19 protein-coding genes are annotated in these 23990 nt (G+C 43.3%); 3 read left to right on the top strand and 16 right to left on the bottom strand.

What is annotated here, in order from left to right; all coding sequences use genetic code 11:
• Positions 1-8: 8 nt before the first annotated feature.
• The 15 genes from DFR58_RS06930 to DFR58_RS06855 form a co-directional block, all read right to left on the bottom strand.
• Positions 9-998: an acyl-CoA dehydratase activase gene (locus DFR58_RS06930; protein ID WP_479722729.1), complete on the bottom strand. Its 990-nt coding sequence runs from the start codon at positions 996-998 to the stop codon at positions 9-11.
• Entirely contained in the window at positions 964-2079 is a 1116-nt protein-coding gene (locus tag DFR58_RS06925) for an acyl-CoA dehydratase activase-related protein (protein ID WP_114297084.1), read from the bottom strand. The genes DFR58_RS06930 and DFR58_RS06925 overlap by 35 nt, the downstream gene beginning before the upstream one ends.
• Positions 2051-3037 (bottom strand): acyl-CoA dehydratase activase-related protein, encoded by a 987-nt coding sequence (locus DFR58_RS06920; protein WP_114297083.1) that lies wholly within the window; start codon positions 3035-3037, stop codon positions 2051-2053. Before DFR58_RS06920 ends, DFR58_RS06925 begins: the two co-directional genes overlap by 29 nt.
• Before the next feature lie 119 nt (positions 3038-3156).
• On the bottom strand, positions 3157-3828 hold the full coding sequence (locus DFR58_RS06915; protein ID WP_114297082.1) for a hypothetical protein: 672 nt from the start codon (positions 3826-3828) through the stop codon (positions 3157-3159).
• Between the two features lie 174 nt (positions 3829-4002).
• Entirely contained in the window at positions 4003-4272 is a 270-nt protein-coding gene (locus DFR58_RS06910; RefSeq protein ID WP_114297081.1) for a ribosomal L7/L12 family protein, read from the bottom strand.
• Between the two features lie 229 nt (positions 4273-4501).
• Positions 4502-4657, bottom strand: a complete 156-nt coding sequence (locus tag DFR58_RS06905; protein ID WP_114297080.1) for a cyclic lactone autoinducer peptide — start codon at positions 4655-4657, stop codon at positions 4502-4504.
• 20 nt (positions 4658-4677) lie between these two features.
• Positions 4678-5562: a hypothetical protein gene (locus tag DFR58_RS06900; RefSeq protein ID WP_114297079.1), complete on the bottom strand. Its 885-nt coding sequence runs from the start codon at positions 5560-5562 to the stop codon at positions 4678-4680.
• 251 nt (positions 5563-5813) lie between these two features.
• Positions 5814-6743 carry a class II fructose-1,6-bisphosphate aldolase gene (fba, locus tag DFR58_RS06895; protein ID WP_114297078.1) on the bottom strand — a complete coding sequence of 310 codons (930 nt, stop codon included), beginning with the start codon at positions 6741-6743 and terminating at the stop codon, positions 5814-5816.
• A 183-nt stretch (positions 6744-6926) separates the two neighbouring features.
• The gene (locus DFR58_RS06890; protein ID WP_114297077.1) at positions 6927-7346 is read right to left on the bottom strand and encodes a bacteriohemerythrin; all 420 of its coding nucleotides are present in this window, start codon (positions 7344-7346) and stop codon (positions 6927-6929) included.
• Positions 7347-7502: 156 nt separating this feature from the next.
• Complete coding sequence (locus tag DFR58_RS06885) at positions 7503-8774, bottom strand: cysteine desulfurase (RefSeq protein ID WP_114297076.1); 1272 nt, start codon at positions 8772-8774, stop codon at positions 7503-7505.
• A gap of 139 nt (positions 8775-8913) precedes the next feature.
• Positions 8914-10365, bottom strand: a complete 1452-nt coding sequence (locus tag DFR58_RS06880; protein WP_114297075.1) for a ParB N-terminal domain-containing protein — start codon at positions 10363-10365, stop codon at positions 8914-8916.
• Positions 10366-10377: 12 nt separating this feature from the next.
• The gene (locus DFR58_RS06875; RefSeq protein WP_114297074.1) at positions 10378-13581 is read right to left on the bottom strand and encodes a type I restriction endonuclease subunit R; all 3204 of its coding nucleotides are present in this window, start codon (positions 13579-13581) and stop codon (positions 10378-10380) included.
• Complete coding sequence (locus tag DFR58_RS06870; protein ID WP_114297073.1) at positions 13581-14777, bottom strand: restriction endonuclease subunit S; 1197 nt, start codon at positions 14775-14777, stop codon at positions 13581-13583. Before DFR58_RS06870 ends, DFR58_RS06875 begins: the two co-directional genes overlap by 1 nt.
• Positions 14774-16354: a type I restriction-modification system subunit M gene (locus DFR58_RS06865; protein WP_114297072.1), complete on the bottom strand. Its 1581-nt coding sequence runs from the start codon at positions 16352-16354 to the stop codon at positions 14774-14776. The genes DFR58_RS06870 and DFR58_RS06865 overlap by 4 nt, the downstream gene beginning before the upstream one ends.
• 634 nt (positions 16355-16988) lie before the next feature.
• Positions 16989-19262 carry a pectate lyase family protein gene (locus tag DFR58_RS06855; protein ID WP_114297070.1) on the bottom strand — a complete coding sequence of 758 codons (2274 nt, stop codon included), beginning with the start codon at positions 19260-19262 and terminating at the stop codon, positions 16989-16991.
• Between the two features lie 639 nt (positions 19263-19901).
• Between DFR58_RS06855 and DFR58_RS06850 the strand changes: the two genes are divergently transcribed.
• From DFR58_RS06850 to DFR58_RS06840, 3 genes are all read left to right on the top strand, one after another.
• A complete protein-coding gene (locus DFR58_RS06850) occupies positions 19902-20729 on the top strand; it encodes a hypothetical protein (protein ID WP_114297069.1) in 828 nt (275 codons plus the stop codon).
• Between the two features lie 126 nt (positions 20730-20855).
• Positions 20856-20993: a cyclic lactone autoinducer peptide gene (locus tag DFR58_RS06845; protein ID WP_114297068.1), complete on the top strand. Its 138-nt coding sequence runs from the start codon at positions 20856-20858 to the stop codon at positions 20991-20993.
• A gap of 168 nt (positions 20994-21161) precedes the next feature.
• The gene (locus DFR58_RS06840) at positions 21162-22334 is read left to right on the top strand and encodes an MFS transporter (protein WP_114297067.1); all 1173 of its coding nucleotides are present in this window, start codon (positions 21162-21164) and stop codon (positions 22332-22334) included.
• A gap of 165 nt (positions 22335-22499) precedes the next feature.
• Here DFR58_RS06840 and DFR58_RS06835 read toward each other — a convergent pair whose 3' ends face one another.
• On the bottom strand, positions 22500-23963 hold the full coding sequence (locus tag DFR58_RS06835; protein WP_114297066.1) for an FGGY-family carbohydrate kinase: 1464 nt from the start codon (positions 23961-23963) through the stop codon (positions 22500-22502).
• Positions 23964-23990 lie beyond the last annotated feature (27 nt).

The following is a 23990-nucleotide window of genomic DNA, read 5'->3' as shown; positions in this document are numbered from 1 at the left end:
GGCATCCATCATATCACATGCTCCTCAGACACTCCGCTTGACCATTTTCCGCATTTATCTCCCCACCGGGCCATAGCATGTCCGTTGGACATGATTTCTATAATCTCACACATGTTGGGGCAGTCATTGCATTCAATGCTTCTTGCCTTGTAATCCTTTGCCGCTACCTCAAATCCATAGAAATTACTGTCCAGACCTGTTTCCTTCATCTTTTCCTTCGCCATCAGCGCAGCCCCAAAGGCACCCATTACATTGTAGTATCTCGGGATAATGACCTTTTTCTCAAGCGCCCTTTCAAAGGCCGCAGCTATGCCTACATTGGCGGCAACTCCCCCCTGAAAAACTATGGGCCCCTCAATTTCCTTTCCCTTGGCAAGGTTATTCATATAGTTTCTCACAAGAGCCTCACACAGTCCGTTAATAATATCCTCCACGCTCTGCCCCATCTGCTGCTTGTGTATCATGTCCGATTCGGCAAATACCGCGCACCGTCCCGCTATTCTCACTGCCGAGGCAGACTTTAAGGCGTAACGTCCGAATTCCTCAATAGGTATGTCCAGTCTGGCGGCCTGCCTGTCCAGAAAAGAGCCGGTGCCTGCCGCACACACGGTATTCATTGCAAAATCATATACCACACCGTTTTTTAATATTATTATTTTGGAGTCCTGACCGCCTATCTCTAAAATGGTCCTCACTCCAGGCACCAGCTTTTGGGCGGCAACAGCGTGACAGGTGATTTCGTTTTTAACCACATCCGCTCCCGCAATAACACTGGCCAGCTTTCTTCCGCTTCCCGTAGCTCCCCCGCCCTTTATTCTGACATCGCTTCCCATTGCCTCAGAAAGCATCCTAAGCCCTTTTCGGAGTGCATTTATGGGCTGTCCTCCTGTTCTTAAATAGAGCTTTTCGACTACTGTCTCACCCTCATCAATTACAACCAGATTGGTACTTACAGAGCCAACATCAATTCCCAGGTAATACCCAGCCTGCTTCACCAAAAAATCTCTCCCTTCTCTTTGAAAGCAAATCAACAAATGCCTCCAGTCTTGTTAAATATCCCGCTTCTCCCGTCATTTCGTCTATGATAAGCGTAAGCACAGGAATATCATAGTCTCTTTCCACAGAAGGCAGTATGCTCTCCGCAACAATTTCAGGCATACATGTGAGGGGATATATCTGAATTACGCCACTGTAGCCATTTTGAGCATACAAAATGGCATTCCCTATCGTTTCCTGCGCGTGGCCGCCTATCATTGTCCCCAGATAAGGTCTGGCCGCCTCCGCATACCTTAAATCCCTCGGCAGGTGCAGAGCCTTTTTTATCATATGCTCAAAAATCCACTGGCTGACAGTAACCTGACGGTCAACCTCTATTCCCATATTCCCCAGCCTTGAGTCTATATAAAAGCTGGTATAGGAATCTATAGTGGTGTAAATCTCCCCCACTATGCCCACCCTCATAGGGACAAAGCTTTTGTCCGTCTCTATTTCCTCCAGCTCGGCCTCAGTTTCCCTTATAAGCCTTTTTATTGCAGATGCCCCTCCGGCCAGTAACGCTTTGGCCTGAAAATTTTTATATACCCTGTCGGTAGTTCCCTTTTTTATTTCTCTGGGCCTCACCTTATAGCTTAATTTCTCAAGATTATCCACCTGCTTGGATATCTGGGCGGCGTTCTTTACAGCCCTTAATATTTTCACGCCGTCAAGACGCCCCGCGATTTTCTTGATCCTTTTTAAAAGCTCCTTTATCCCCTCGTCAGGCATTTCCAGTGTAATTATATCCATGCCGCAGCCCGCGTCCCTTAAAATCTCCCTGTGCATTTCACAGTAATACCCAAACCTGCACGGCCCGCACCCGCCGGTAATCATGACGGTATCGGCCCCCTTTTCATACGCCTGGATAAAGTTGCCTATATTAATTTTAAGGGGAAGGCAGGCCTGCTCAGGAGCATACCTGGTACCGATTTCCAGAGCCTTTTTATTATTGAACGGTGGGATCACATAATCCACATCCAAATCATCTAAAAGTGCTTTTGCCACAATAAAAGTGTTACCCATGTGCGGAAAAGTCAGTTTCATTCTTATACCTCCACCCAACCATATCTATAAATGCTTCCAGTCTTGTGTCCATTCCCGCCTCTCCCGAATGCTCATCCAGAGTGAGAACCATAAACGGTACATCCCTCACTCTCCTTATTTTTCTCTCTATGAGATCGGAAACAAAGGAATCCACCCCGCACCCAAAGGACATGACATATATAATTCCGTCTATATTTTTGTCCTCAGCCAGGCAAAGAGCTCCTCCCAGAGCCTTTCTCCCGAAATTCCAGAACATCCTCTTTTCAAGAGTTCCGCAGTGCTGGTTCACCACACTGCTTTCAAGCATATCCAGCGTTATAATATTTACGCCGCTGTCCTCAAGCTTACGCAGCATATTCATATTTACATATTCATCATACAGGTTGTACACATGCCCTATGACGGCAATGTTTAATTTTTTGCTCTTCAGGCCTTTTTTTTGCTCCTTATGCATCGGCCTGAAAGGGATCTCTCCCTGTTTTACTTGTGCTGTGAAGCACGTGTAGCTCTCCATAGCTTTGTTATAAGCTTTTCTTATATCGGAAATATTGTCCGAAAAATAGCCTCCCACCTGTATTGCTGCCTTAAGAGCTCCCTTTGGAGATTGTCTGGCATTTACCTCAACGTCAATAACAGCGGGAAGATCCTTTATGCTGTGTCTTACCATGTCGGGCAAACCACCGAATTTTGGACAGATATATTCCTTTGCCGATATGCTTGTCAACCTCGGTATAAAAATATAATCAACTCTGTCCTTAAGATTCAGCACATGCCCGTGGAAAAGCTTTACCGGGAGGCAAGCCTGATCAACACAGCTTTTTGTGCCGTCGTCAAGTATTTTTTTCGTTGTATTGTCGGACACTACTATTTCCGCACCCAGCTCTTCAAAAAATTTCTTCCATAGAGGGTAGAACTGATAATAAAAAAGACCTCTAGGAATTCCTACTTTCTTTGCCAAATATCAACACCTCAAGGGATATTATTAACTTTTAGAGCTGAACTTATACGCCTTATTATCGTTCAAGGCGTTAGGAGCGAGTAAAGTAGCGAAAAAAATAATGCGCTGTGGAAGCGCATCTATACCTTAATATCCCTTGAGTACAATATATATTTTGACGGCTCCCTAAATCTTCCGCTCTGTGAAATGGCTATACCATTTATGGCTATGACCTGTATCCACTTGCCGCTACTTTGGTAAAATTTACATCTGTATTCCCTTGAATTGTATTCCGAGCTTTCATCCGGGCCGGTTAGCTCTGTTCCCTTTGTAATATCGCAGGTTAAGGTAACCCCTGCAAGTCCGACGGGAATACCGCCCGATATAGTGGATCTTAAAGTGCTTGAAATTACAGACTGGGTTTTTACAGTCTCACCCTTTGCATAGGAAGCAATAAACCTGTCCGACTGGAATTCATTATATATGGTGTAGGCTTTTATAACCGAACCCATAACACAAATGCCCGGCGCATCGGTATCCGTTTTGGACAGATTGTCCAGCCCGCGCACTGCATACCCCACTTTAATTATCCCGATATCACCCGCGTCGGGGTCTGAGCCTGCAATGGAGAAAAGCTCCTCCATGCTTATATCATCCTTAAACTCTGTAGGAACAGTGACATTGAAGGTTCTCCCTCCAATACTTACAGCTTGTGCTGTCCCGCCGCTGTTGTCAGCAAAGGCCCCGCCTGCGCCCATGCTTAACAGCACTGAAATCATAAATACAGCCGCACATTTTTTTAATATTTGCATAAGCACTTCCTGTTAATTTTCTCTTATAATATCATATTATCTATTTATTGTAAATGTCCTTTGCATATGACGGGGGCATATAATAAAGGTGAATAAATAAAGAAGGGTTCGTAAAGGCACTTTTGACTTCAGTGGGTAATTCAGGGCAGACACGCAGGTCTGCCCCTACGATTTCTATACCAGTCTGTTAATATAATCGTTTGCTTCTTTTAATCCGGCACCAGTAATTTCTCTATATCTTTTAATAGCTTCAATCCTTTTGCCTTCTTGAATAAAAGCTTTTATTTTGCTATCCTCGGATGGTTCAGGTATACCAATTTTTTCTGAAATTTGCTTCAAAATAAAATTAGTATATTTAATATCATTTCTCAGCCGAATAATAGCAATAAATATAATTAGCAGTAACGCGGCACCTAAAACTACTAAAATAATTTTCTCGTCCATAAATATTAACCCCTTATTATTTAAGCACAATATATATTTTGGCGGCTCCTTAAAGCTTCTGTTCGGTGTTTTCTTATAATATTATTTATTGTATCGGAGCCTTGGGCTTGTTCGGCATATTTGATTTACTAAAGAAAAAATAATTCCTTTACGCCCACACACAGCAAAGGGGTACAGGTCTGCGCGCAGCCCTTTGCCGCACATGCAGTCACGTACCCCCGCCGCCATGCTACTTGCCCTTCAGTGCCTTGGGGACCTTGGGCTGATATACCCATATCGTGCAAGCAGATTTTGTGCTTGCACACGCCGCCCCCTTTATCCCTCTTGCAACTGCTCTGGCCAGCGGGCCCCCGTTCTTAGCATACTCACAACTTAACTTTGTCATATCCTTATCACCTCCATTATTTATTCCCTGCCGCCTGTTTCCATATCGCGCTCATTCTCGCTGATATGTTTTTTAATAAAGCTTATGGCCTTATCAACATTCCTTTCTCCTTCCAGTATTCCGCACAGGCTTTGAAGCTCAAGATAGTTCTTATCCTTTTCCTTTTTCAGTACAACCTCCGTATGCCTCATATGCCTCTCGCCCAGTGCAGCCGCACCCTTTAAAAGCTCTTTTACCATTATATAAATAAAACTGAATATAGCTGTGTAGAATGAAAGCATTATAATTAACAAGCCCACAGAATATGCCATTTGTAGTTTAAAAGAAAATTTATTAAAATCTGCAACATATATATATGAAAAGAAAGTATGTGCCATTACCATCAAAAGACTGCTTGCAGTAAAAATTATGCTGTACTTTCTATCCTCAAGAACAGTCTTAAAGCATACGTCATGCTTATAAAACATCGCAATTCCAAGCAATTGAAATGCTCTTATTGGCAGGGTAGAAAGGAACATTGTGATATTGCTTGCGTAAAAATTGGTTATGCCTTCGCAAAGATAGGTTATTACAAATGGCATAAAGGTATTCTCCAAGGTAAATGTATATAAAAGAGTAAGTGTAACAGACAAGACTGCGGCGTTAGCATTCATTTTATATATAGCCTTTAAAGCACCTACATATGCGATTGCATGAACTATTACACTCACAACAACGTTAGAAGACAATGGCCGCAAAATACATGTCGCCACCACCATGAGGCCAATTGCTATGATAAGCTTCGAAGCATTTTCCACATCCGGCTTCAGCCTCTCCTTATTTCCCGAGATGATAAGCATCAGAACAATACTCAGAAAAAACTCCGGGATAGATAAAAAAACCACCATGAACAGATTTATGAACACTCAGCATTTCCCTCCTTTTTTTGATACTATTGGTATTAATTTTTATATTATTTTACAATAAAATTCATATAATGTAAATAAGATATGCACATTAATTTATATTTTTTTGAATTATGTAGCAAATGGGAGGTATTCTGAATTGAATAAGCTATTTGCTTTATTTCATAACAAAAAATCAGGGCAGCTGCACCTTTAAAAAAGTGCCGCCACCCTGACTTTATTTAAAATATCCTATTTGTATTTTTCGTTGACTACGCCTTATTGTCACAGCCCAATACATTAACAATTTTCTTCTTAACAAGATCCTTTATTGCAGCCCTTGCAGGACTCAAATACTGTCTTGGGTCAAAATGAGACGGATTTTCAGCAAAATACTTCCTTATCGTACCTGTCAATGCAAGCCTTAAGTCGGAGTCTATGTTGATTTTGCATACAGCCATGGAAGCAGCCTTTCTCAGCATGTCCTCGGGTACTCCCTGAGCTCCCGGCATGTCTCCTCCGAACTTGTTTATCATTTCAACATATTCGGGGATAACAGAGGAAGCACCGTGCAATACTATCGGGAACTGAGGAAGTCTCTTTGAAATCTCCTCAAGTATGTCAAACCTTAATTTGGGTTCACCCTTGAATTTGAACGCTCCGTGGCTTGTTCCTATAGCAATGGCCAGAGAGTCAACTCCCGTGGTCTTTACAAATTCCTCAACCTCATCGGGGTCTGTGAAAGCCGCATCCTTTTCCGATACGTTGACAGCGTCCTCAATTCCAGCAAGCTTACCAAGCTCCGCCTCTACAACAACACCCTTGTCATGGGCATAATCAACAACCTGCTTTGTCAGCTTCATGTTTTCCTTAAAAGAATGGTGAGAGCCGTCAATCATAACAGAGGTAAATCCTCCGTCTATACATGATTTGCAAAGCTCGAAGGTGTCGCCGTGGTCAAGGTGAAGGCAAATGGGAAGGCCTGTCTCGATAATAGCAGCCTCAACAAGCTTCATAAGATAAGTATGGTTTGCATATTTCCTCGCGCCTGAGGATACCTGAAGAATCAGAGGGGCGTTTACCTCCTTAGCGGCTTCGGTAATACCCTGTACTATTTCCATGTTGTTAACATTGAAAGCTCCTATAGCATATCCGCCTTCATAAGCTTTTTTAAACATATCCTTTGTAGTTACCAATGGCATTTTAAATACACTCCTTTTATAATTTTATATTTAGTATATAACAAACCTTGTTAAGTTTTTATCATTTTAATTTTACCAGATTTATCTTTAAAAGCAAGGTCTTTTAAAGATAAATCCCTAAAATGTTGACAATTTAAAAAAATTTTTTAGTTTATAGCTTAGCTTTGCTGTTAAAAAGCCTTATTATACCTCAATTCCGTTTTCTTTAAAAAAGGTGGCATATTTCCTGTCTGAAAATATAATATGACTGCTGATCCATTCAGCCAGAAAGTCCAGTATTTCCAGAATGGCCTTTTGCTGGTCTTCATCAATATCCCTTTCAGAAAGGCTTCTTATCTTATCAATATAAAACTTATGCTCCTTCTTCTGCTCGTCGAAGCCGTTGTAGCCGTGCTTTTTCATAAGCTCCTCTTCATATCCGAAATGGTACTCGGTGTAGTCGATAAGGCTGTTAATCACCTTCAGTATTTCATCATACCGGTCATACGAGCTCTTTAGCATGGCAATGTCATAAGCCTCATTTCCAATCTCAAACAGCCTCTTATGCTGTCCGTCAATTTCCTCAATGCCAAGCCTGTACCTGTCTTTCCATTGAAAGGACATTCAATCATCCCCCTTTTTAAATATAATATATACATTATAATCTTTTTATCCGGCAGAAATCAACATTATCCTGCATTCACGGGTGCATATAGCAAATATGAATCAGGATACAAACTATCTAAAATTAGAGTAAAAATCCTTGTGGAGGATACTATTTTACATCCCTCTGGATATTTTGCCGACAGACTTCACAAGCAGCTCTATGTCCTCCATGCTGTTATACACTCCCAGAGATGCACGTATACAGCTCTTTAAGCCATATGCAGCCAGAGCGGGCTGGGCACAGTGATGCCCGGCACGAACCGCTATCCCCTCCTGATTTAAGTATTTAGCGGCATTTTCCGGAGAAACCCCTTTAATTGTAAAGGAAATTACACTGGTTTTATTGGGTGAGGTTCCTATAACACGTACACCGGGTATACGCGAAAAGGAATGCATAGCGGCTTCGGTCAGCTCCTTTTCGTGCCTTTCAATATTGTCCATGCCTATTTTTTCAAGGTACTCCAATGCCGAACCAAGGCCCACTGCATCGGCAATATTTCCAGTACCTGCTTCAAACTTGTATGGGAGTCCGCTGTATGTGGTTTTATCGAAGCCGACATCCTTTATCATCCCACCACCCGACTGCCACGGAGGCATTTTGTCCAGCAGCGCCCTTTTACCGTATAACACGCCTATTCCTGTAGGGCCATATGCCTTATGCCCTGAAAACGCGTAGAAATCCGCATTTATTCTTCCCACATCAACCCTCATATGGGGCACAGACTGGGCTCCGTCTATCATAACGTGTGCCCCGTGTTCATGCGCCATCTCTGTCATTATATCCACGGGGTTTATAGTACCAAGCACATTTGACACATGAGTCATGGATACCAGACGGGTGCGCGGGGTTAAAAGCTTTCTGTATTCCTCAAGCATGACCTCTCCGCGCGCGTTGATTGGTATGACCTTTATAACTGCCTGCCTTGCCCGCATAAGCATCTGCCACGGCACAATATTTGAGTGATGCTCCATTGCAGTCAGAAGAATTTCATCTCCCTGGCGTATATTTATGCTTCCCCAGCTCGACGCGACAAGATTGATTGCTTCAGTCGTCCCCCTGACAAAAATTATTTCCTCCTGTGACGATGCGCCTATAAAGCCTCTTACCCTTTCCCTGGCCGCTTCATACGCCTCTGTGGAAAGTCTGGCAAGGGTGTGCGCTCCTCGGTGAACGTTTGAGTTGTACCCGGTGTAATACCGGTTTAAAGCGTCTATTACGGCAAACGGCTTTTGAGTGGTTGCGGCATTATCAAGCCAGACCAACGGTTTTCCGTTAATTTTCTTCTTGAGAATGGGAAAATCCCCGCGTACAGCTTCTACCGGGGCGTATTTCCCATAGGTAGCGGTGGTGTGGTGTTTCCGCTCCGCCGCTTTAAAGCCCGGCATAAAATAATATATGTCCTCTCCATTATCCTCCAAGTCATATGCTGAACAAAATTATTGTCTATACAATAATATGCTTAAAGGGTTTTGAAGGTGATTTGCCAATGCCTGCCGCTACAAGTCGTATTTAGTGACAACGATGCTATTTTATATCATTCAAAATGCTTTCTATCTCTGGCTTGACTATAGTGTGAATCTCTGCAGAATCATTTATTGGTTTGTATTTAAATCCATCCAAATCAAAGGGCGGCTTATGATATTCTTTTGTTGGGGCAAAATAGAATACCATTCGCCCTGTCTCAACGTGTTTAAGGGCATACCCCACTTCAACCATTACATTATGCCGGCAGCCGGTCAAATCTGCAATAAATATATCGCATTCCTTAATTTCGTTGTACATTACAGAGCGGATATCAAAAGTGCCCCCATCCTGTGTTCCCAAATCAATCAATCTGAGGTTCAGACTCTCAACAACACTTTTTATTGCATTAAACCGGTGTTGTGCGTTTTGGTAATTTTCATCCGTCGTGGCAGGATACCACCGCGCCAGAAACACATTTTTGGGTATGTTATCATAAACCTTATCAAAGATGCTTATAAGGTCATCTATGCTAATGGTTTTAGCATCCGCAATATGATTTTTTGCTATCCACCTAATAAATCGGCTATGCTTGTCGGGGTCAGAAAGCTTATAATACGCTAATGCTCCAACAATCGAACTATTATTGTAAGAAGCAGCTATACTGGCTTCGTTTATTGCGTTCTCTACATTTACAAGCTCATTTTTCACATCCTCAACAGCTGTGGCATTGTTAATTAAGCACTCTTTACACAAGTATCTGAATAAATCAGTGAAGAAAGAATATTTATTATCATACACAAAATTTTTTATATGAGGAAAACAACCAAAATCAATTTTGTCGTTCCCGCATAACAATTCTCGGGTAAACCTATAGTGCAGCCCAAACGGCTGGGGCTTTTCAAGGATACTATCGGTAAAAACACCGCTGCTTTCTATAATTATCTTTATATTTTGCTCCAATTTTAACGGTATTTGTTTTGAATTTATGTTATGAAATATTGCTCTTGAATTGTTTTTTGCTTCTTCTTCGTTAGGAAATATAATAAGACAAAAGGGAATCAAAATATCATTGGCTAAATAATTAGCGGCGCTTAAACGGTGATTTCCATCAATTCTGCTTAATTTTATATCATTTTCATCAAATGCTATTTGAGCAACTTTTAATTGCCTGCGGTCATCAATTAGCTTATTCTCATCAGGCTTAAAATTGACTTTAACGTTCCCAACCTTCAAATTGAAGCCTTTGTCGGCCGAATCAACAGCAACGGCAAAATCTTCAAAAACTTCAACCTCATCAGACAGACCAACATTCATCGACAAAACAACTTCCGGAAAAAAAGCATACTCGCCCCTCTCTAAAAAGTCCTTCATTTCATCTTTGTGGTCTTCCAGCAAATCCCTTTGTATATCAGGATTAACTTCGGATATTTTAGCCAGTGACTTTATACTCGCAATACCACGCAAGCACAAATAATTGTCCATAACTTTTGAAAGCATTCCGTTTAATTTCATATGCATTCCCCTTTACACAAGTCCTAAATATTTTTCAAAGAAGCCAAGCAGCTTCGCAATCACTCCCTGTTTTTTCTCAGAACGGTTGCCGCCGCCGAAACGGGACACGGGCGGCAGGATTTTGTCAATATCCGTGCCGGTAGTCTTTAACGCACCATCACGGAATGAATTGTCAATGAATCGCCGCGTTTCCTTTTCCTTAAGCTTCTCTTCGGCAACAAGCGTGGCAAGGTCAGCTTCTTTCTGTTCCAACACAAACTTGCGCCAGTCCTCGTCAACTTGGGTGGATGTATTAACACGGGCGACGAAGCTCTCTATGAGTTCCTTTTTGCTGCGCAGCTCAAGGCTCGAATTGACGGCTTTATCAATTGCCGTGAGGATTTCTTTATCGGTGCAGTTGCTTTCGTGGTACTTCGCCACGAGCATAAGTATATAGTCGATGTTAACCTCAATCTGTTTGATTAGCTCAATTTCAAATACTATATCATCGTTGATATTTTCTTTATCTCCTCTGTCTTTGGGTCTGAAATTCTGGTACAAGTCTATATACATGCTTTGGTAATCTTGAAAATCACGTGCGGTGAGGATTTCATTGCCTGCAAAATCGTCAAACGCGGTAAGTATGTTACGAAGCCTCAGTATTGCGCCAAACAACCGAATGAAGTCCTTTTGCGCTGTCTCACCCAGAATTGCCATTCCGGGCGGGTAAGAGCCCGTTAATATTTCAATGAGTTCTTTATATCCCTTGCGCTGCTTACTGTCCTGCTTATACCCATTATAATAGTCTTTGTAAGTTTTGAGCAGCGCGATGCTGCCCGCCTCCCTGTCGCCGTAAAGAGCGATTGCGTCGTTGGTGGCTTTTTCCAGACCGCGGAAGCAAACGATGTTGCCAAACGTCTTAACGCTGTTTAAGATACGGTTTGTGCGGGAAAATGCTTGAATCAGGCCGTGATACTTTAGATTCCTGTCCACCCAGAGCGTGTTCAGCGTAGTTGCGTCAAAGCCTGTAAGGAACATGTTCACCACAATGAGCAGGTCAATCTCGCCGTTCTTCATCCGCAATGAGATGTCTTTATAGTAGTTCTGGAACTTATCCGATGAAGTGTCATAAGAAGTATCAAACATTGCATTATAGTCGTCAATGGCCCGTTCAAGGAATTCGCTGGAGGATTTGTCCAGCTTACCGTTATCAAAATCTTCATCGGGAATAGTGCTGTCTGGTTCTTCCTCATTAGCGGCAAAGCTGAATATGGTGGCAATGCGCAACTTACGCCCGCTTTCGGAAAGCTGCTTTTTGAACTCCTCGTAATAAAGCTGTACTGGTGAAATCCGTTGTCCGTTGATGACAATGGAGTTTGAAACAGCGAATATTGAGTTGAAGCCTCTAACCTTTAATTCTTCCGTTTTTTCTTTGATGCGGGCTTCAAGGGTCTGGGCTTTGTCTTTCGCCACCTCTTCAATATTCGTTATTCGCTTGTGTGTGTAAAAGCTCTGTCGTTTCGTTTTTTGGTCGAAATGCTCCAGCACATATTCGACAATGCTTGTGATGCGTTCAGGAGATGCCATTGCGCTTTCAGTGTCTATGGCGCGAACCTGCGCGTCCTTAATGTTGTCAGGCATCTTAATGGTGTCTATAAAGTCGATTCTGAACGGCAGAACATTTCTGTCCTTTATTGCGTCAACGATGGTATATGTATGAAGCGGTTCTGTTTTATATTTATCTGAGCGCGGTAATATTTTGCCTTCCTTTTCACAATCCGCCTTCCACTTGCTTTCGTTGAAATCTCCTCCGAACGCCTGCGGGGTTGTCCTCAAATTCGGGTTGCCGCCTTGTCCTGCGTTCAGGGCGAATATCGGCGTGCCGGTGAATCCGAAGATATGGTATTTCTTGAACGCCTTTGTAATCTCCCGGTGCATATCCCCGAACTGGGAGCGGTGGCACTCGTCGAAAATCAGGACGATGCGCTTGCCGTAAATCGCGTGGTTCTTGTTCTTTCCGATAAATACACCAAGCTTTTGAATAGTCGTGATTATAATCTTGACGTTTGGGTCTTCAAGCTGCCGCTTCAATACCGCGGTAGAGGTGTTGGAGTTCGCCGCGCCCTTCTCAAAGCGGTCATATTCTTTCATCGTCTGATAGTCGAGATCTTTACGGTCAACCACAAAAAGCACCTTATCTATATAGGACAAAGCCGTGGCAAGCTGCGCGGTCTTAAAGCTTGTCAGCGTCTTGCCGCTTCCTGTGGTGTGCCAGATATATCCTCCGCCGTCAACCGTGCCATAGCTTTTATAATTGTTGGCAACCTCAATGCGGTTCAAAATACACTCGGTTGCCGCAATTTGATATGGACGCATAACAAGCAAGATCTCTTCTGCGGTGAACACGCAATAGCGCGTGAGTAGATTCAAAATTGTGTGCTTGGCAAAAAAAGTTTTTGTGAAGTCCACAAGATCGGTGATGGACTTGTTCTTTCCGTCTGCCCAGAACGATGTAAATTCAAAGCTGTTGCTGGTTTTTTTCCTGCTTTTGCGGGCATTCCCGCCCATTTCCTTGATGTGCTGAAAGCGCGTTGTGTTGCTGTAATACTTCGTATGCGTCCCGTTGCTGATAACGAATATTTGCACATACTCAAACAGACCGCTCGACGCCCAAAAGCTCTCACGCCGATAACGGTTAATCTGGTTGAACGCCTCTCGGATGGCTACTCCGCGCCGTTTAAGCTCTATATGTACAAGCGGCAGACCGTTGACAAGCACAGTAACATCATATCGGTTTGCGCGTTCACCGTCCGATGTTTGGTATTGGTTCAGCACTTGCAGGCGGTTGTTGTGGATACTCTTTTTATCTATTATGGCGATGTTTTTGGTTAAACCATTATCAAGCCTGAAGCTATATCTCTCATCTATCTGGATTTTCCGGGTTTTTTCAACAATACCATCGTTTCTGTTCATTAGATATTCATTGCAAAAGCGCTCCCACTCACTATCATAAAACCTATAATCATTGAGCCTTTCAATTTGAACGCGGAGGTTGGCAGCCAGCCCCGCCTCGTCATTTACGCTGATGTATTCGTAGCCCTGCCCTTGCAGCCGCCTGATAAACTCGCGCTCCAAGTCCGCTTCGGATTGATATTCCTTAGCTATGCGGTATTCAGCGGCGTATTCCGCAACAACGGTTGATGTGTTGTCGGAACTGATGATATTGTACTCGCTCATTAACTCACTTCCTTAAAATTCAGGAGCTTATCCCTGTAATATTCGTATTGCTTCCGGCGCGCCGCGATTTCGGCGGGAAGACCTGTGGTTATGTCGGTAGTCAGCACATCGAACTTATCGAGGATTTCGACGATGCGTTGTTGCTCCGCAAGCGGTGGAAGAGGGATCGGAATTTGGTTGATTGTTTTCAAGCTCAATGTTTTTTGACTCCCGCCTCCGACATTATTTTCAATAAATTGTTGAGCACCTGTTGATGTTAAGTATTGATATAAAAAACCAGCATTTATTTTGGGGTGAATAACCACAGTGTTCTGTCCCATGCACACTTCTTCACTTCGGGGTACTATACTAACATTCCCATATGAGCCAACCCTTGATAAAACCAAATCTCCTTTTTGAGGGGCATACTTTTTTGTAAAAGTCATATATGTTTCTTTATCAACTTTAAGCGTTGAATCAATATTTAAATATCCGCCCTTTATATCCGTCACACGAACCATAGCATAACCGCTCTTAACATAACCCGGAGTTTTATGAAGTGAATCAACTATTGTGCTAACAGAACATAGAGGTACCCACTCCACATCATCAAAAGTCAGCAAACTATCCTTATAATACTCATATTGTTTTTTTCTCGCTGTAAGCTCCGCTGTAAGCTCCGCTGTAAGCTCCGCAAAATTGTCCAGAATACGGACAATTTCACTCTGCACAGGCAGGGGCGGGAGGGGGATGCGAATTGCTTTCAGAGCTGGAACACTTGAATGGACAACCTTACTTTTTACCTTGCCCTTGCTCTTTTGTTCCTGTGCTGCGACCGTTGACAAAGCATAAGAAAGATACTTGGAGTTTTGCTCATGCTTCATGACCACAATGTCTCCACCTGCATAGCAAACTTCGTGACCAATATATGCGCATGACTTGGCAATCTCATCAACTCGCTCGCCCGTAATCGCAAACAGGATGTCGCCGTGCCCAAAGGTTTTAGTTCCGGCATTGGTATGTGATACACAAGTATCAAACCAAATTCCATAGGTTGTGTAAATCTCACCGTAGCGGACACAAGGCTTACCGTTATCACTGACTTCTTCGCGTTTGATTCCCGCACCGCGATATATATCCGTAGCGATTTCTCCCAGTGTCTTAAACGCCACTCCATTAGGGCAATGCTCCGCTATAAGCTGCTCCAGCCTGCTCATATCTCCACTCCCTCAATCTCAGCGATAATTGCGTTTATTTCTTTCCGCAAAACGGCTTCGCGGGCAACAATGCGGTCAATTTCGGCATTCAGTGCCTTGATGTCCACAACCTCCCGTGTGTCTTCCTGCTCGACGTATGTAGACACCGAGAGGTTGTAGCCCTGTTCGGCTATTTTGCCGTTTGGCACAACTTGAGTGAAATAATCAATGTTTTTTCGTTCCATATATGCCGCTACAATTTTATCAACATTACCGCCCTTGTCTGTTGTCAGCTTGTTGCTGTTCGTGATCTTCACGAACTCGCGGCTCGCATCAATGAACAGAGTGGAGTTTTCACCCTTGGCTTTCCGCAAGACCATAATGCAGGTGGCTATAGATGTTCCAAAAAACAGGTTGTCCGGCAGTTGAATGACGCAATCCACAAAGTTGTTGTCAATTAGGTATTGACGTATTTTCTGCTCCGCTCCTCCGCGATAGAGAACCCCGGGAAAGCAGACAATCGCCGCCGTCCCGCTCGTGGCAAGCCAGGAAAGCGAATGCATTATAAACGCAAGATCCGCCTTGCTCTTAGGTGCAAGTACTCCTGCGTGGCTAAAACGCGGATCGTTTATCAACAGCGAATTTGCGTCCCCGTCCCACTTGATGGAATACGGGGGATTGGAGACAATCGCCTCGAACGGCTCATCGTCCCAATGGAGCGGGTCCGTGAGTGTGTCGCCGTGGCCTATGTCGAACTTGTCGTAGTCGATGTCGTGCAGAAACATATTTATGCGGCAGAGGTTATAGGTGGTGATATTGATTTCCTGCCCGAAAAATCCGTTCCGTACATTCTCCTTTCCGAGAATCTTCGCAAATTTCAACAACAGGGAGCCGGAACCGCAAGCAGGGTCGTACACCTTGTTGACCTCGGTCTTGCCTGCAATCGTCAGACGTGTAAGCAGCTCTGAAACCTCCTGCGGCGTGTAGTATTCGCCGCCCGATTTTCCGGCGTTGCCCGCATACATACCCATCAGGAATTCATAGGCGTCGCCGAAAGCGTCTATAGTATTGTCTTTATAGTCGCCGAGCTTCATATTGCCCACGCCGTTAAGAAGCTTTACAAGCCTCTCATTGCGCTTTGCCACAGTGCCTCCGAGCTTATTGCTGTTCACGTCGATGTCATCGAACAATCCCCGGAAGTTTTCTTCTGATGGTGTACCCTGTGCAGATGCCTCTATATTCTTGAACACAGCTTCAAGGGTTTCATTTAAGTTTTCATCTTTATCGGCACGGGCGCAAACTCTCTCAAACAATTCCGACGGCAGGATGAAAAAGCCCTTTGTTGCGACCATATCCTCACGAGCCTGCTTGGCGTCGTCATCCGATAGCTTGGCGTAGTCAAACGCAGTGTTTCCTGCCTCGTGCTCGCCTTCATTTATATAAGCGGTGATGTTCTCGGAGATATAGCGATAGAACAATATGCCGAGAACATACTGCTTGAAATCCCATCCGTCCACACTTCCGCGCAGGTCGTTGGCAATGCCCCATATGGTGCGGTGGAGTTCCGCCCGTTCCTGCTCTTTTCGGTTATCAGCCATTGGTTAGTTCCTCCTATTTACTGCGGATCTTGCATACCGCACGAATCTTGGCAAGTTTAGTTTCATTGCTTTGTAGCTCTTCTAAATTTAATATCTGAAAAATTTCTCTAATATTTAATGGAAATGCTGTTTGTGCGGAAAAATCTACTTGTCTCCACCTCTTACTGGAAATTATAGCATGTGTTATAACATTTTTCAATCTCGAGAGGTATTTTAAACATAATTCAGCAGATATATATTTAGCAATAAAGATTTTACATGGAGGATATAATTTGATGAAAGAAATTTTTTTGACCCGTAAGGAATACATCTAAGAAAAGCGCCTGATGACATACCCGTGAGACATTTCCCCGCAAGGCGTCTTTTCGTTGCTATTAAAAATTTCTGTAAGCAATTATATCCTCTATGTTTGTAAAATCTTTATTGCATCCTATATATCTTCACCAGACTGTGATATGTTGTGTTGCTGAAGGATTTGGCCATATGAAAAAGCAAATATCTTCCCAAATAGCCGGGCAACAGCAAAGGCAGACAGCTCAATCTGCTGCCTGCCTCAACCAATACTCACGATTCATAAAATGTCCCTATGGGAATGCTCCTAATTAGCCCCCTTTTTAATACTGTAAATCGCTGCTTATTTTTTATACCACTGGTTGGTGCCATCATCAACTCCCACGATTTTGTCGTTTGCTCCTCCGTTTGTGGATACGTTTTTACTGAATATGTGTGTGCCTGCCTCAAATGAGAAATTCCTCTGCCCGTTTTGGTACGCTTTGTTTCCTGTCATGGTTATTGTGCCTGTGTTTCTGTTGTAAGTAAAGCCGTGCTTTTTATTTGAATAGGAGGTGCAGTTTTTTACTGTATGGTTTACCGCTATATCCTCTCCCCCAAGCTTGAAGCCATTTCCGTCACTATCTGCGGTATAGCTGCCGTCAGACGTCACTCCGTTTTTGTATGACGTGCAGTTTTCGAGATACACCGCTCCTATTGCCCCTGTGTCACTCTTTGTGTACAAATCCCACCCGTCATCCACATTGTTGTAGGCAACGCAATTAATGAATTTGTTTCCGTCTCCCGTTGTCAGCTTACACGCAAAGCCGTCAGCATCCTCTCCGTCGTCAGGGTCCATATTGTTGTGCGACACACAATCTATTATTTGATTATGAGAAGGCCACTCACTCTTTGAAGCGCCGGACGAATATCTTCCGAGCTGAATTCCTGTATCCCTGTTGCGATGCGCCTCACACTTCTCTATTATATTGTAGCTTCCGCCTATAAATATGCCGTTGTCTGCCGAGCCCTTTACCTCAATCCCCTTAACATGCCAGTAGTGGGCATTAATCTGCAGCCCCCTGTAGTTGGAGGACACATCTCCATACGGCTGTGAGGAAAAGTCAAGTACAGGCTTTTCCTCGCCATACGCGAATATTTTTTTCATTTTGCCGCTCTGCCCGTCATTTCCCCTCGCAATTGTCAATTGGGTTGAAAAGCTATAGGTTCCGCCTCTTAGGTATATAGTCCCTCCCGGCTTCACAAGAGCAATTGCCGCCTCAAGCGTGGTGGGATTGCTTATAGTCCCTCCCGCACTGCCTGAGCCGTTGGGGGAGGCATAGATATCTCCGTCTGTCGGCTGAGGGCCGGGATCATCACCCGGGAATTCCGATATCAACCCAAGCACATATTTTTGCATGTATAAATAATCAAGAGAATTAACGCTTCCGCTTTTATCTACGTCTGCGGCCTGGGGATAGGGAAATGAGCTTATTGCACCAATGAGGTACATTTTCATCATTGCACAGTCAAGTGAATTAATTGAGCCGTCGCCGTTTACATCCCCTGCAGCCACCTCCGCCGGCTCTTCGGGATCAATAGGTTCCTCAGGTTCTTCCGGGTCAGGAGGTGTTCCGCTTTTTTCCGCTCCCGCATACTGGCGCAACAATGACGGCACATTGCCGGCGTTGTCAAGTGCATAGCTGTACGGAGGGCTGAAGGAAAACCCCGAATCATTTACCATTGGCTGTCCGCTGCCGGAATCATAGTAGTTGCTTCTTTCCTTTACCTTTCCCGCGGGATCATTTGACAGTGTGGAGGCGGCATCCGTACCCGGTTGGGGCCATATGACGGGTCTTTTTACCGAAGCGAAATAGTTTCCCTCAACTAAAACCTCGGCATCACATGTCGAAGCCACTCCATAGTCTGTCAGCCTGTCAAAGAAGTTATTATATACATGCACCTGCCCGAAGCGAACCCTAGGGTGCCTTGAATTTGTGCCCTCAAACCAGTTATGGTGGTATGTAACCTTCAGCTTGCCGGAGTCTGCACTTCCATTGTTTGCAGAATGTCCGCACAAAGCCGTCTTTTTATGCTCCTTAAAGTGGTTCCATGAAACCGTTACATAATTGGAGCCGTTTTTAATATCCAAAAGCCCGTCGTAAGCTCTCATAAAGGTACAATGATCGACCCACACATTAGTGCTGCTGTCAACGCACAGCCCGTCATCCGAGCAATCGGAAGAGGTAATGTTTTTAACTATTATATTTTGAGACCTGACAATATTAATCATAAACGAAATTTTTGCGTTGTTTCTTCCTATGATTGAAACATTAGCCGTATTCTTAATGTCGAGCTTATCACTGCCGCTCATGGTGCCGTCAATGTACACTATTACCTTCTCCGTTATGCGCTTGTCGGGGTTATTTGATTCCCTCAGCTTAAAGTATGCCTGCATGTCCGAAAGCGAGACGAAAGTTTTCTCAACCCCTCCCGTACCGCCTGTTGTCCCCCCGTCATACGAAGCCCATCCTATAGGGCCTTCTCCGGCAGCACTTGCAAATTGGCCAGATTGGCCGGAAAGCAGTGCCAGCATTAATAGCATAAATGCCAATGTCGTGCAGCTTATACGCCTCACAAAAACTCCACCTTTCTTTGCTGTAATAATACTTTATTACTTTATTTTAATCCGGCTTGAGTTTATATAGCAGACACAGTATAATGGTGCGGTGATAAGGATATTATTGCAGAAATATAAAGATATATTAAAAGCTGATTGTATCGACAATATATTGAATATTTTACATTTAGAGAATATCATTAGTGGTATTTGCATGTCAATATTTATTTAAAAATCGTATTTTTTTATACTTTTTTCAAAAAATTATATAAATATATAGGACGCGATAAAGATTTTACAAACATAGAGGATATAATTGCTTACAGAAATTTTTAATAGCAACGAAAAGACGCCTTGCGGGGAAATGTCTCACGGGTATGTCATCAGGCGCTTTTCTTAGATGTATTCCTTACGGGTCAAAAAAATTTCTTCCATCAAGTTATATCCTCTATGTAAAATCTTTATCGCTACATATATAGATGCCTCTTTTAAATGCAGATCTTTTAAAATTTATGGTTTTATATGAATTTTCTACCTTAATTATAATACAAACTTCCCTAAAAATGTAAATAATTATATAAAAATACTTTACTTTACGTGCAACATGCACTAAAATATATAGTAGGAAGCTTCTATAATAAAGGAGGAGCCCTTGGAATGGTAATGAATTTATACATATTATTTTTTGTTTCGCTGCCGGATGCAGTTTTGAATTCTTTCATATTGCTGCTTTTTATAGGTGAGAAGGACAAGCTTAAAATAAATTCCAAAAATATATTGCGTTTTACCGCCGCCATAGCTCTTATGGTAACAGCCTCATGGTTCATTAGGCCTATTTCGGGTAATGTCGCAATCAACATGACACTGCACAATATCGCATATGTGATTATATTTTTTGCGGTATACAGACTAAATATAGTATATTCCGCTCTGGGAGTTGTTTTTTCCTCTCTGGTTCATTCTGCGCTTGAAAACCTTTATATTCCTTACATCATAGCTTATGCTTACAATGGAATGGAGGCGTTTTCTCAGGACTACCGCATGTATGTTGTTTACTCGCTTCCAAAGCAGATTGTTCAGATATTAATTATTAGATTTTTATGGAACAATGAAATTTTGCTTATAACAAAAATAAACAAACATATGCATAAAATTTTTCTTGCATTTTCATTTGTTCTGATTTTTATTGAATGGTTTTTTGTATATATTTTTTATACTTATTCCAACAGAATGATACTGCACCATCAAATCTTTTTCTCCTTGTGCCTCTTATGTATGGTAACACTATTTAATTTACTGACGTTTAAGCTTATATACATTTCGATTAAGGGCATTGTGACTAAAGGATATATAAGATATACAGAGCTGGAGGAAAACACAAAATTTATGCTTGAGGAATTAAACCAAATGCTTAAAGCCAATAAAGTGGATAAAGCGCTGAAGCTTATTAATGAGTTAAAGGGCAATGACAGTCAGAGCCTGTAGCATAATTCCCATCTAATAGTCAGGGCACTTTGGAGCTTTGCCTCTGGAAATTTGCTGCCATAACTTTATTGGTATCCATATATTTGTTCAATCATTTAAATAATTCCAAACACAGGGGGTGAAAAAATGAAAAACACAAACGTTAATCTGTTGTCCGTAGTTTCCGGCATGCTTCAACTGATAGCCGAAAAAAACATCAGTACGGCCTCTGCAGGAACCATGTACCAGCCAAAAGCACCTGCATCGCTAAAAGCAGGTAAATAAAAGCTAAGTACAAGCGAAAAGCACCCTTTTATAAAATACCAAAGGGTGCTTTTGCTCCGCCATGACAAATTCCCCCGTTAATTTTCCACAATTTAAAAATTTATTGAAATTATCAACTTGATATGTTATAATTGCTGGAAGTTATGACTTAAGAGAGCTGGTAAATAGATGAGATTGCGCACAAATTTTCTTGCCGAACGGGACTTTAATTTGTTTTTGCTTGCGGGGCTATTCTCAGGAGTTGGGGCAGGCATTAATGTATCAATATTCAATAACTACTTAAGCGATATATTCAAGCTATCGGAGGATATCAGGGGTTTCCTTGAGGTGCCCAGAGAAGCTCCCGGCTTCTTTATTATGTTAATTCTGGCGGCGTTAAGCTCCTTTGGTGATGTACGGATTGCAATGCTCGGTATGACGGCAGCGGGTTTGGGTATGCTTGGACTGGGTATTCTGTCACCCACCTTTGCGTTCATGATAATCTGGATGATGATGTACAGCCTCGGTACGCACATGACAATGCCCGTCACGCCATCTATCGGCATGTCCCTTTCCAATCAGCAATCTTTCGGGGCCAGACTTGGAACAGTCAGTGCCTTCGGCCTATCAGGAAGCATCCTCGCTTATATTTATATCTTTGTGGGCTTTAATTTCATGCATATGACTTATCAGACGGCGTTTATCACCGGAACCGTTTTCTATTGGCTCGCTGCTTTTGCGGTGGGAATAATGAAGAAGGGCGGGACGGAGGCTAGACAAGTAAAATTTGTTTTTAGAAAACGTTATTGGCTCTATTATATACTGGCCGTTGTAAGTGGCGCAAGGAATCAAATTTTTCTGACGTTTGCGCCGTGGGTATTGATTAAGGTTTTTGACGTAAAGCCTCAGATGTTTGCTATCTTGGGTATGGTGGTTGCCGTTATCAGCATAGGCTCACGCAAGCTAATAGGTAAATTGATTGACAGCCGCGGGGAGCGGTTCGTCCTGAGTTGGGAGGCTGTTCTGCTGTTAGCCATCTGTCTCGGATACGCATTCTCGGACAGAATTTTCTCTGCCGGCATCGCCGTGGTAATCATTGCCGGCTGTTATGTCATTGACAACTCCATGGCTGCGGTCGAAATGGCGCGCTCCACATATGTGCGGAAGATCGCCATCGATCTTGCCGACGTGACGCCAACGCTGTCTACAGGTGTAAGCCTGCAGCACATCGCTTCAATGGTCATTCCTATTTTCGGAGGCCTTTTGTGGCTGCAAGTCGGATATCAGGCGGTATTTATGGCGGCAGCCGTTATCGCGCTCCTCAACTTAGTTCTTTCGTTAAAAATTAAGATTGCAGCTTGAGGATAAAAAAAATGCCGGCAGGGCCTGATAGGGTCTTGACGGCAGAGTGTTTCAGCATTATTCCTTATTTTTAATACCATAAGTCAATTGTCGAAGAGCTTATCATGGCTCAACTGACAACGCCTGTGGGTATGATGTGTTTCATTGCAATGCCTCTTTTCAAATTTACTGTGAATGTGACTGTTCATCCTGTTTCATTGTGGCTTTGTATATTGTTTTTAATGTTTCTTCCATAAGGTTGGGCAATTCACGGTATACCCCCGTGTTTATCCTGCTGTAAACCTCATGGTTTTCTTCATTAGGAATAAACTCATCCTTCTGTTTCACCATCTGCTGCACCGCTTCATCAAATCCCCCGTATAGCCCGGCGGCTACCGCAACGCAAATTGCCGCTCCCAAAGCTGCTGCTCCGTTCATTTCATTTCTCACCGTCTTTACACCATAGGCATCTGCAAAAATCTGCATAAATAAATCACTATTGGAGCCGCCGCCGGATATGATAATCTTGTCTGGCTTTATTCCGATCTCATTGATCATGGCGTCATAGTGGTTCTTTAACGTCAGAGCTATGCCTTCCAGAATGGATCGATAGATATGCCCTCTGGTATGGCGTTCGTCAAAGCCGATCATAACACCCTTCCTGTGCAATTGGCTTGCAGGTGCCAGCCAATCGGGTATCGTCAATAATCCGTCTGAGCCGGCCGGGGCATTAACCGCTTCCTTTGCCAGGTATTCCTCAACGGAGTATCCTTCGCTTTTGGCTTTAGCTGCATACTCTTCGCCGATAATGCTCTTGTACCATGAAATATGCCACATCCCACGTCTGATTCCGTTGCTTTCGTATAAATACCGATTGGGAATACAGGATAAATTCGTCCAAAAGTTCGCAGGAGAAGCTTCATTCTTGCTGCCGCAAACCATGGAAGCAATATAGGTTCCCAAAGAGATAAACCCCGCGTCAGTCTTCAGAAGTCCTGACCCAAGGGCTTCCACCGCTTTATCATTGGCGGTTGCAACCACAGGAATTCCCGAAGGCAATCCCGTTTCTCCCGCTGCTTCTTCTGTTACATATCCCAGTACCGTACCAGGCATACGCAAGTCCAGCAATTTCTCTTTTGGTATATTAAAGCTGTTAAAGTATTCTTCGTCCGCCGACCAGTCCCAGGTATCCATGTCAACAGGGAATTGCCACTGGAAGGCATTTGCGGCCGTATCCTTGAATTCTCCCGTCAGCCTGTGCGTCAGATAGCCTGAGGTAGGACATGTGTAGCTGATTTCCGGGTTATCGTCTTGGAACTTCTCATAAGAGCGGATATCCATCCAGCTCATAACAGGCTGCGCCAATGTGCCGTCCTTCTTCATAAACACCCTGCAGCAACGGATGGAGCAAAGGCCCAAACCCATTATGTCTTTCGGATCACCCTTAAATTCCTTCATTACCTTTTGGGATGCTATTTTAAGGCTGTCCCATAGATCATCATCAGGATGCTCCACATATCCGGGCTTTGTTGACATCATTTCCTTAAGCTTTTCGCTTGCACTGCAGATAATATCCCCTCTTTGATTGAATATAACAACTTTTGTGCTTTGGGAACCGCTGTCTACTCCAATGAGATATTTATCTCCCACTTTTACACCTCCACAATGGTATAATTC

The organism is Anaerobacterium chartisolvens (assembly GCF_003337415.1).
Taxonomy (GTDB): Bacteria; Bacillota; Clostridia; order Acetivibrionales; family DSM-27016; genus Anaerobacterium; species Anaerobacterium chartisolvens.
Note: the sequence above shows the minus strand (reverse complement) of the source record. Positions and strands in the feature narration are given on the sequence as shown.

Excerpts from the sequence above, each read along its gene's own strand:
- DFR58_RS06870 (WP_114297073.1), bottom strand. The coding sequence starts at position 14,777 with ATGAGCAGGCTGGAGCAGCTTATAGCGGAGCATTGCCCTAATGGAGTG.
- DFR58_RS06905 (WP_114297080.1), bottom strand. The coding sequence starts at position 4,657 with ATGACAAAGTTAAGTTGTGAGTATGCTAAGAACGGGGGCCCGCTGGCC.
- DFR58_RS06850 (WP_114297069.1), top strand. The coding sequence starts at position 19,902 with ATGGTAATGAATTTATACATATTATTTTTTGTTTCGCTGCCGGATGCA.
- DFR58_RS06875 (WP_114297074.1), bottom strand. The coding sequence starts at position 13,581 with ATGAGCGAGTACAATATCATCAGTTCCGACAACACATCAACCGTTGTT.
- DFR58_RS06915 (WP_114297082.1), bottom strand. The coding sequence starts at position 3,828 with ATGCAAATATTAAAAAAATGTGCGGCTGTATTTATGATTTCAGTGCTG.
- DFR58_RS06880 (WP_114297075.1), bottom strand. The coding sequence starts at position 10,365 with ATGAAATTAAACGGAATGCTTTCAAAAGTTATGGACAATTATTTGTGC.
- DFR58_RS06925 (WP_114297084.1), bottom strand. The coding sequence starts at position 2,079 with ATGAAACTGACTTTTCCGCACATGGGTAACACTTTTATTGTGGCAAAA.
- DFR58_RS06910 (WP_114297081.1), bottom strand. The coding sequence starts at position 4,272 with ATGGACGAGAAAATTATTTTAGTAGTTTTAGGTGCCGCGTTACTGCTA.
- DFR58_RS06845 (WP_114297068.1), top strand. The coding sequence starts at position 20,856 with ATGAAAAACACAAACGTTAATCTGTTGTCCGTAGTTTCCGGCATGCTT.
- DFR58_RS06840 (WP_114297067.1), top strand. The coding sequence starts at position 21,162 with ATGAGATTGCGCACAAATTTTCTTGCCGAACGGGACTTTAATTTGTTT.
- fba (WP_114297078.1), bottom strand. The coding sequence starts at position 6,743 with ATGCCATTGGTAACTACAAAGGATATGTTTAAAAAAGCTTATGAAGGC.
- DFR58_RS06885 (WP_114297076.1), bottom strand. The coding sequence starts at position 8,774 with ATGCCGGGCTTTAAAGCGGCGGAGCGGAAACACCACACCACCGCTACC.
- DFR58_RS06890 (WP_114297077.1), bottom strand. The coding sequence starts at position 7,346 with ATGTCCTTTCAATGGAAAGACAGGTACAGGCTTGGCATTGAGGAAATT.
- DFR58_RS06865 (WP_114297072.1), bottom strand. The coding sequence starts at position 16,354 with ATGGCTGATAACCGAAAAGAGCAGGAACGGGCGGAACTCCACCGCACC.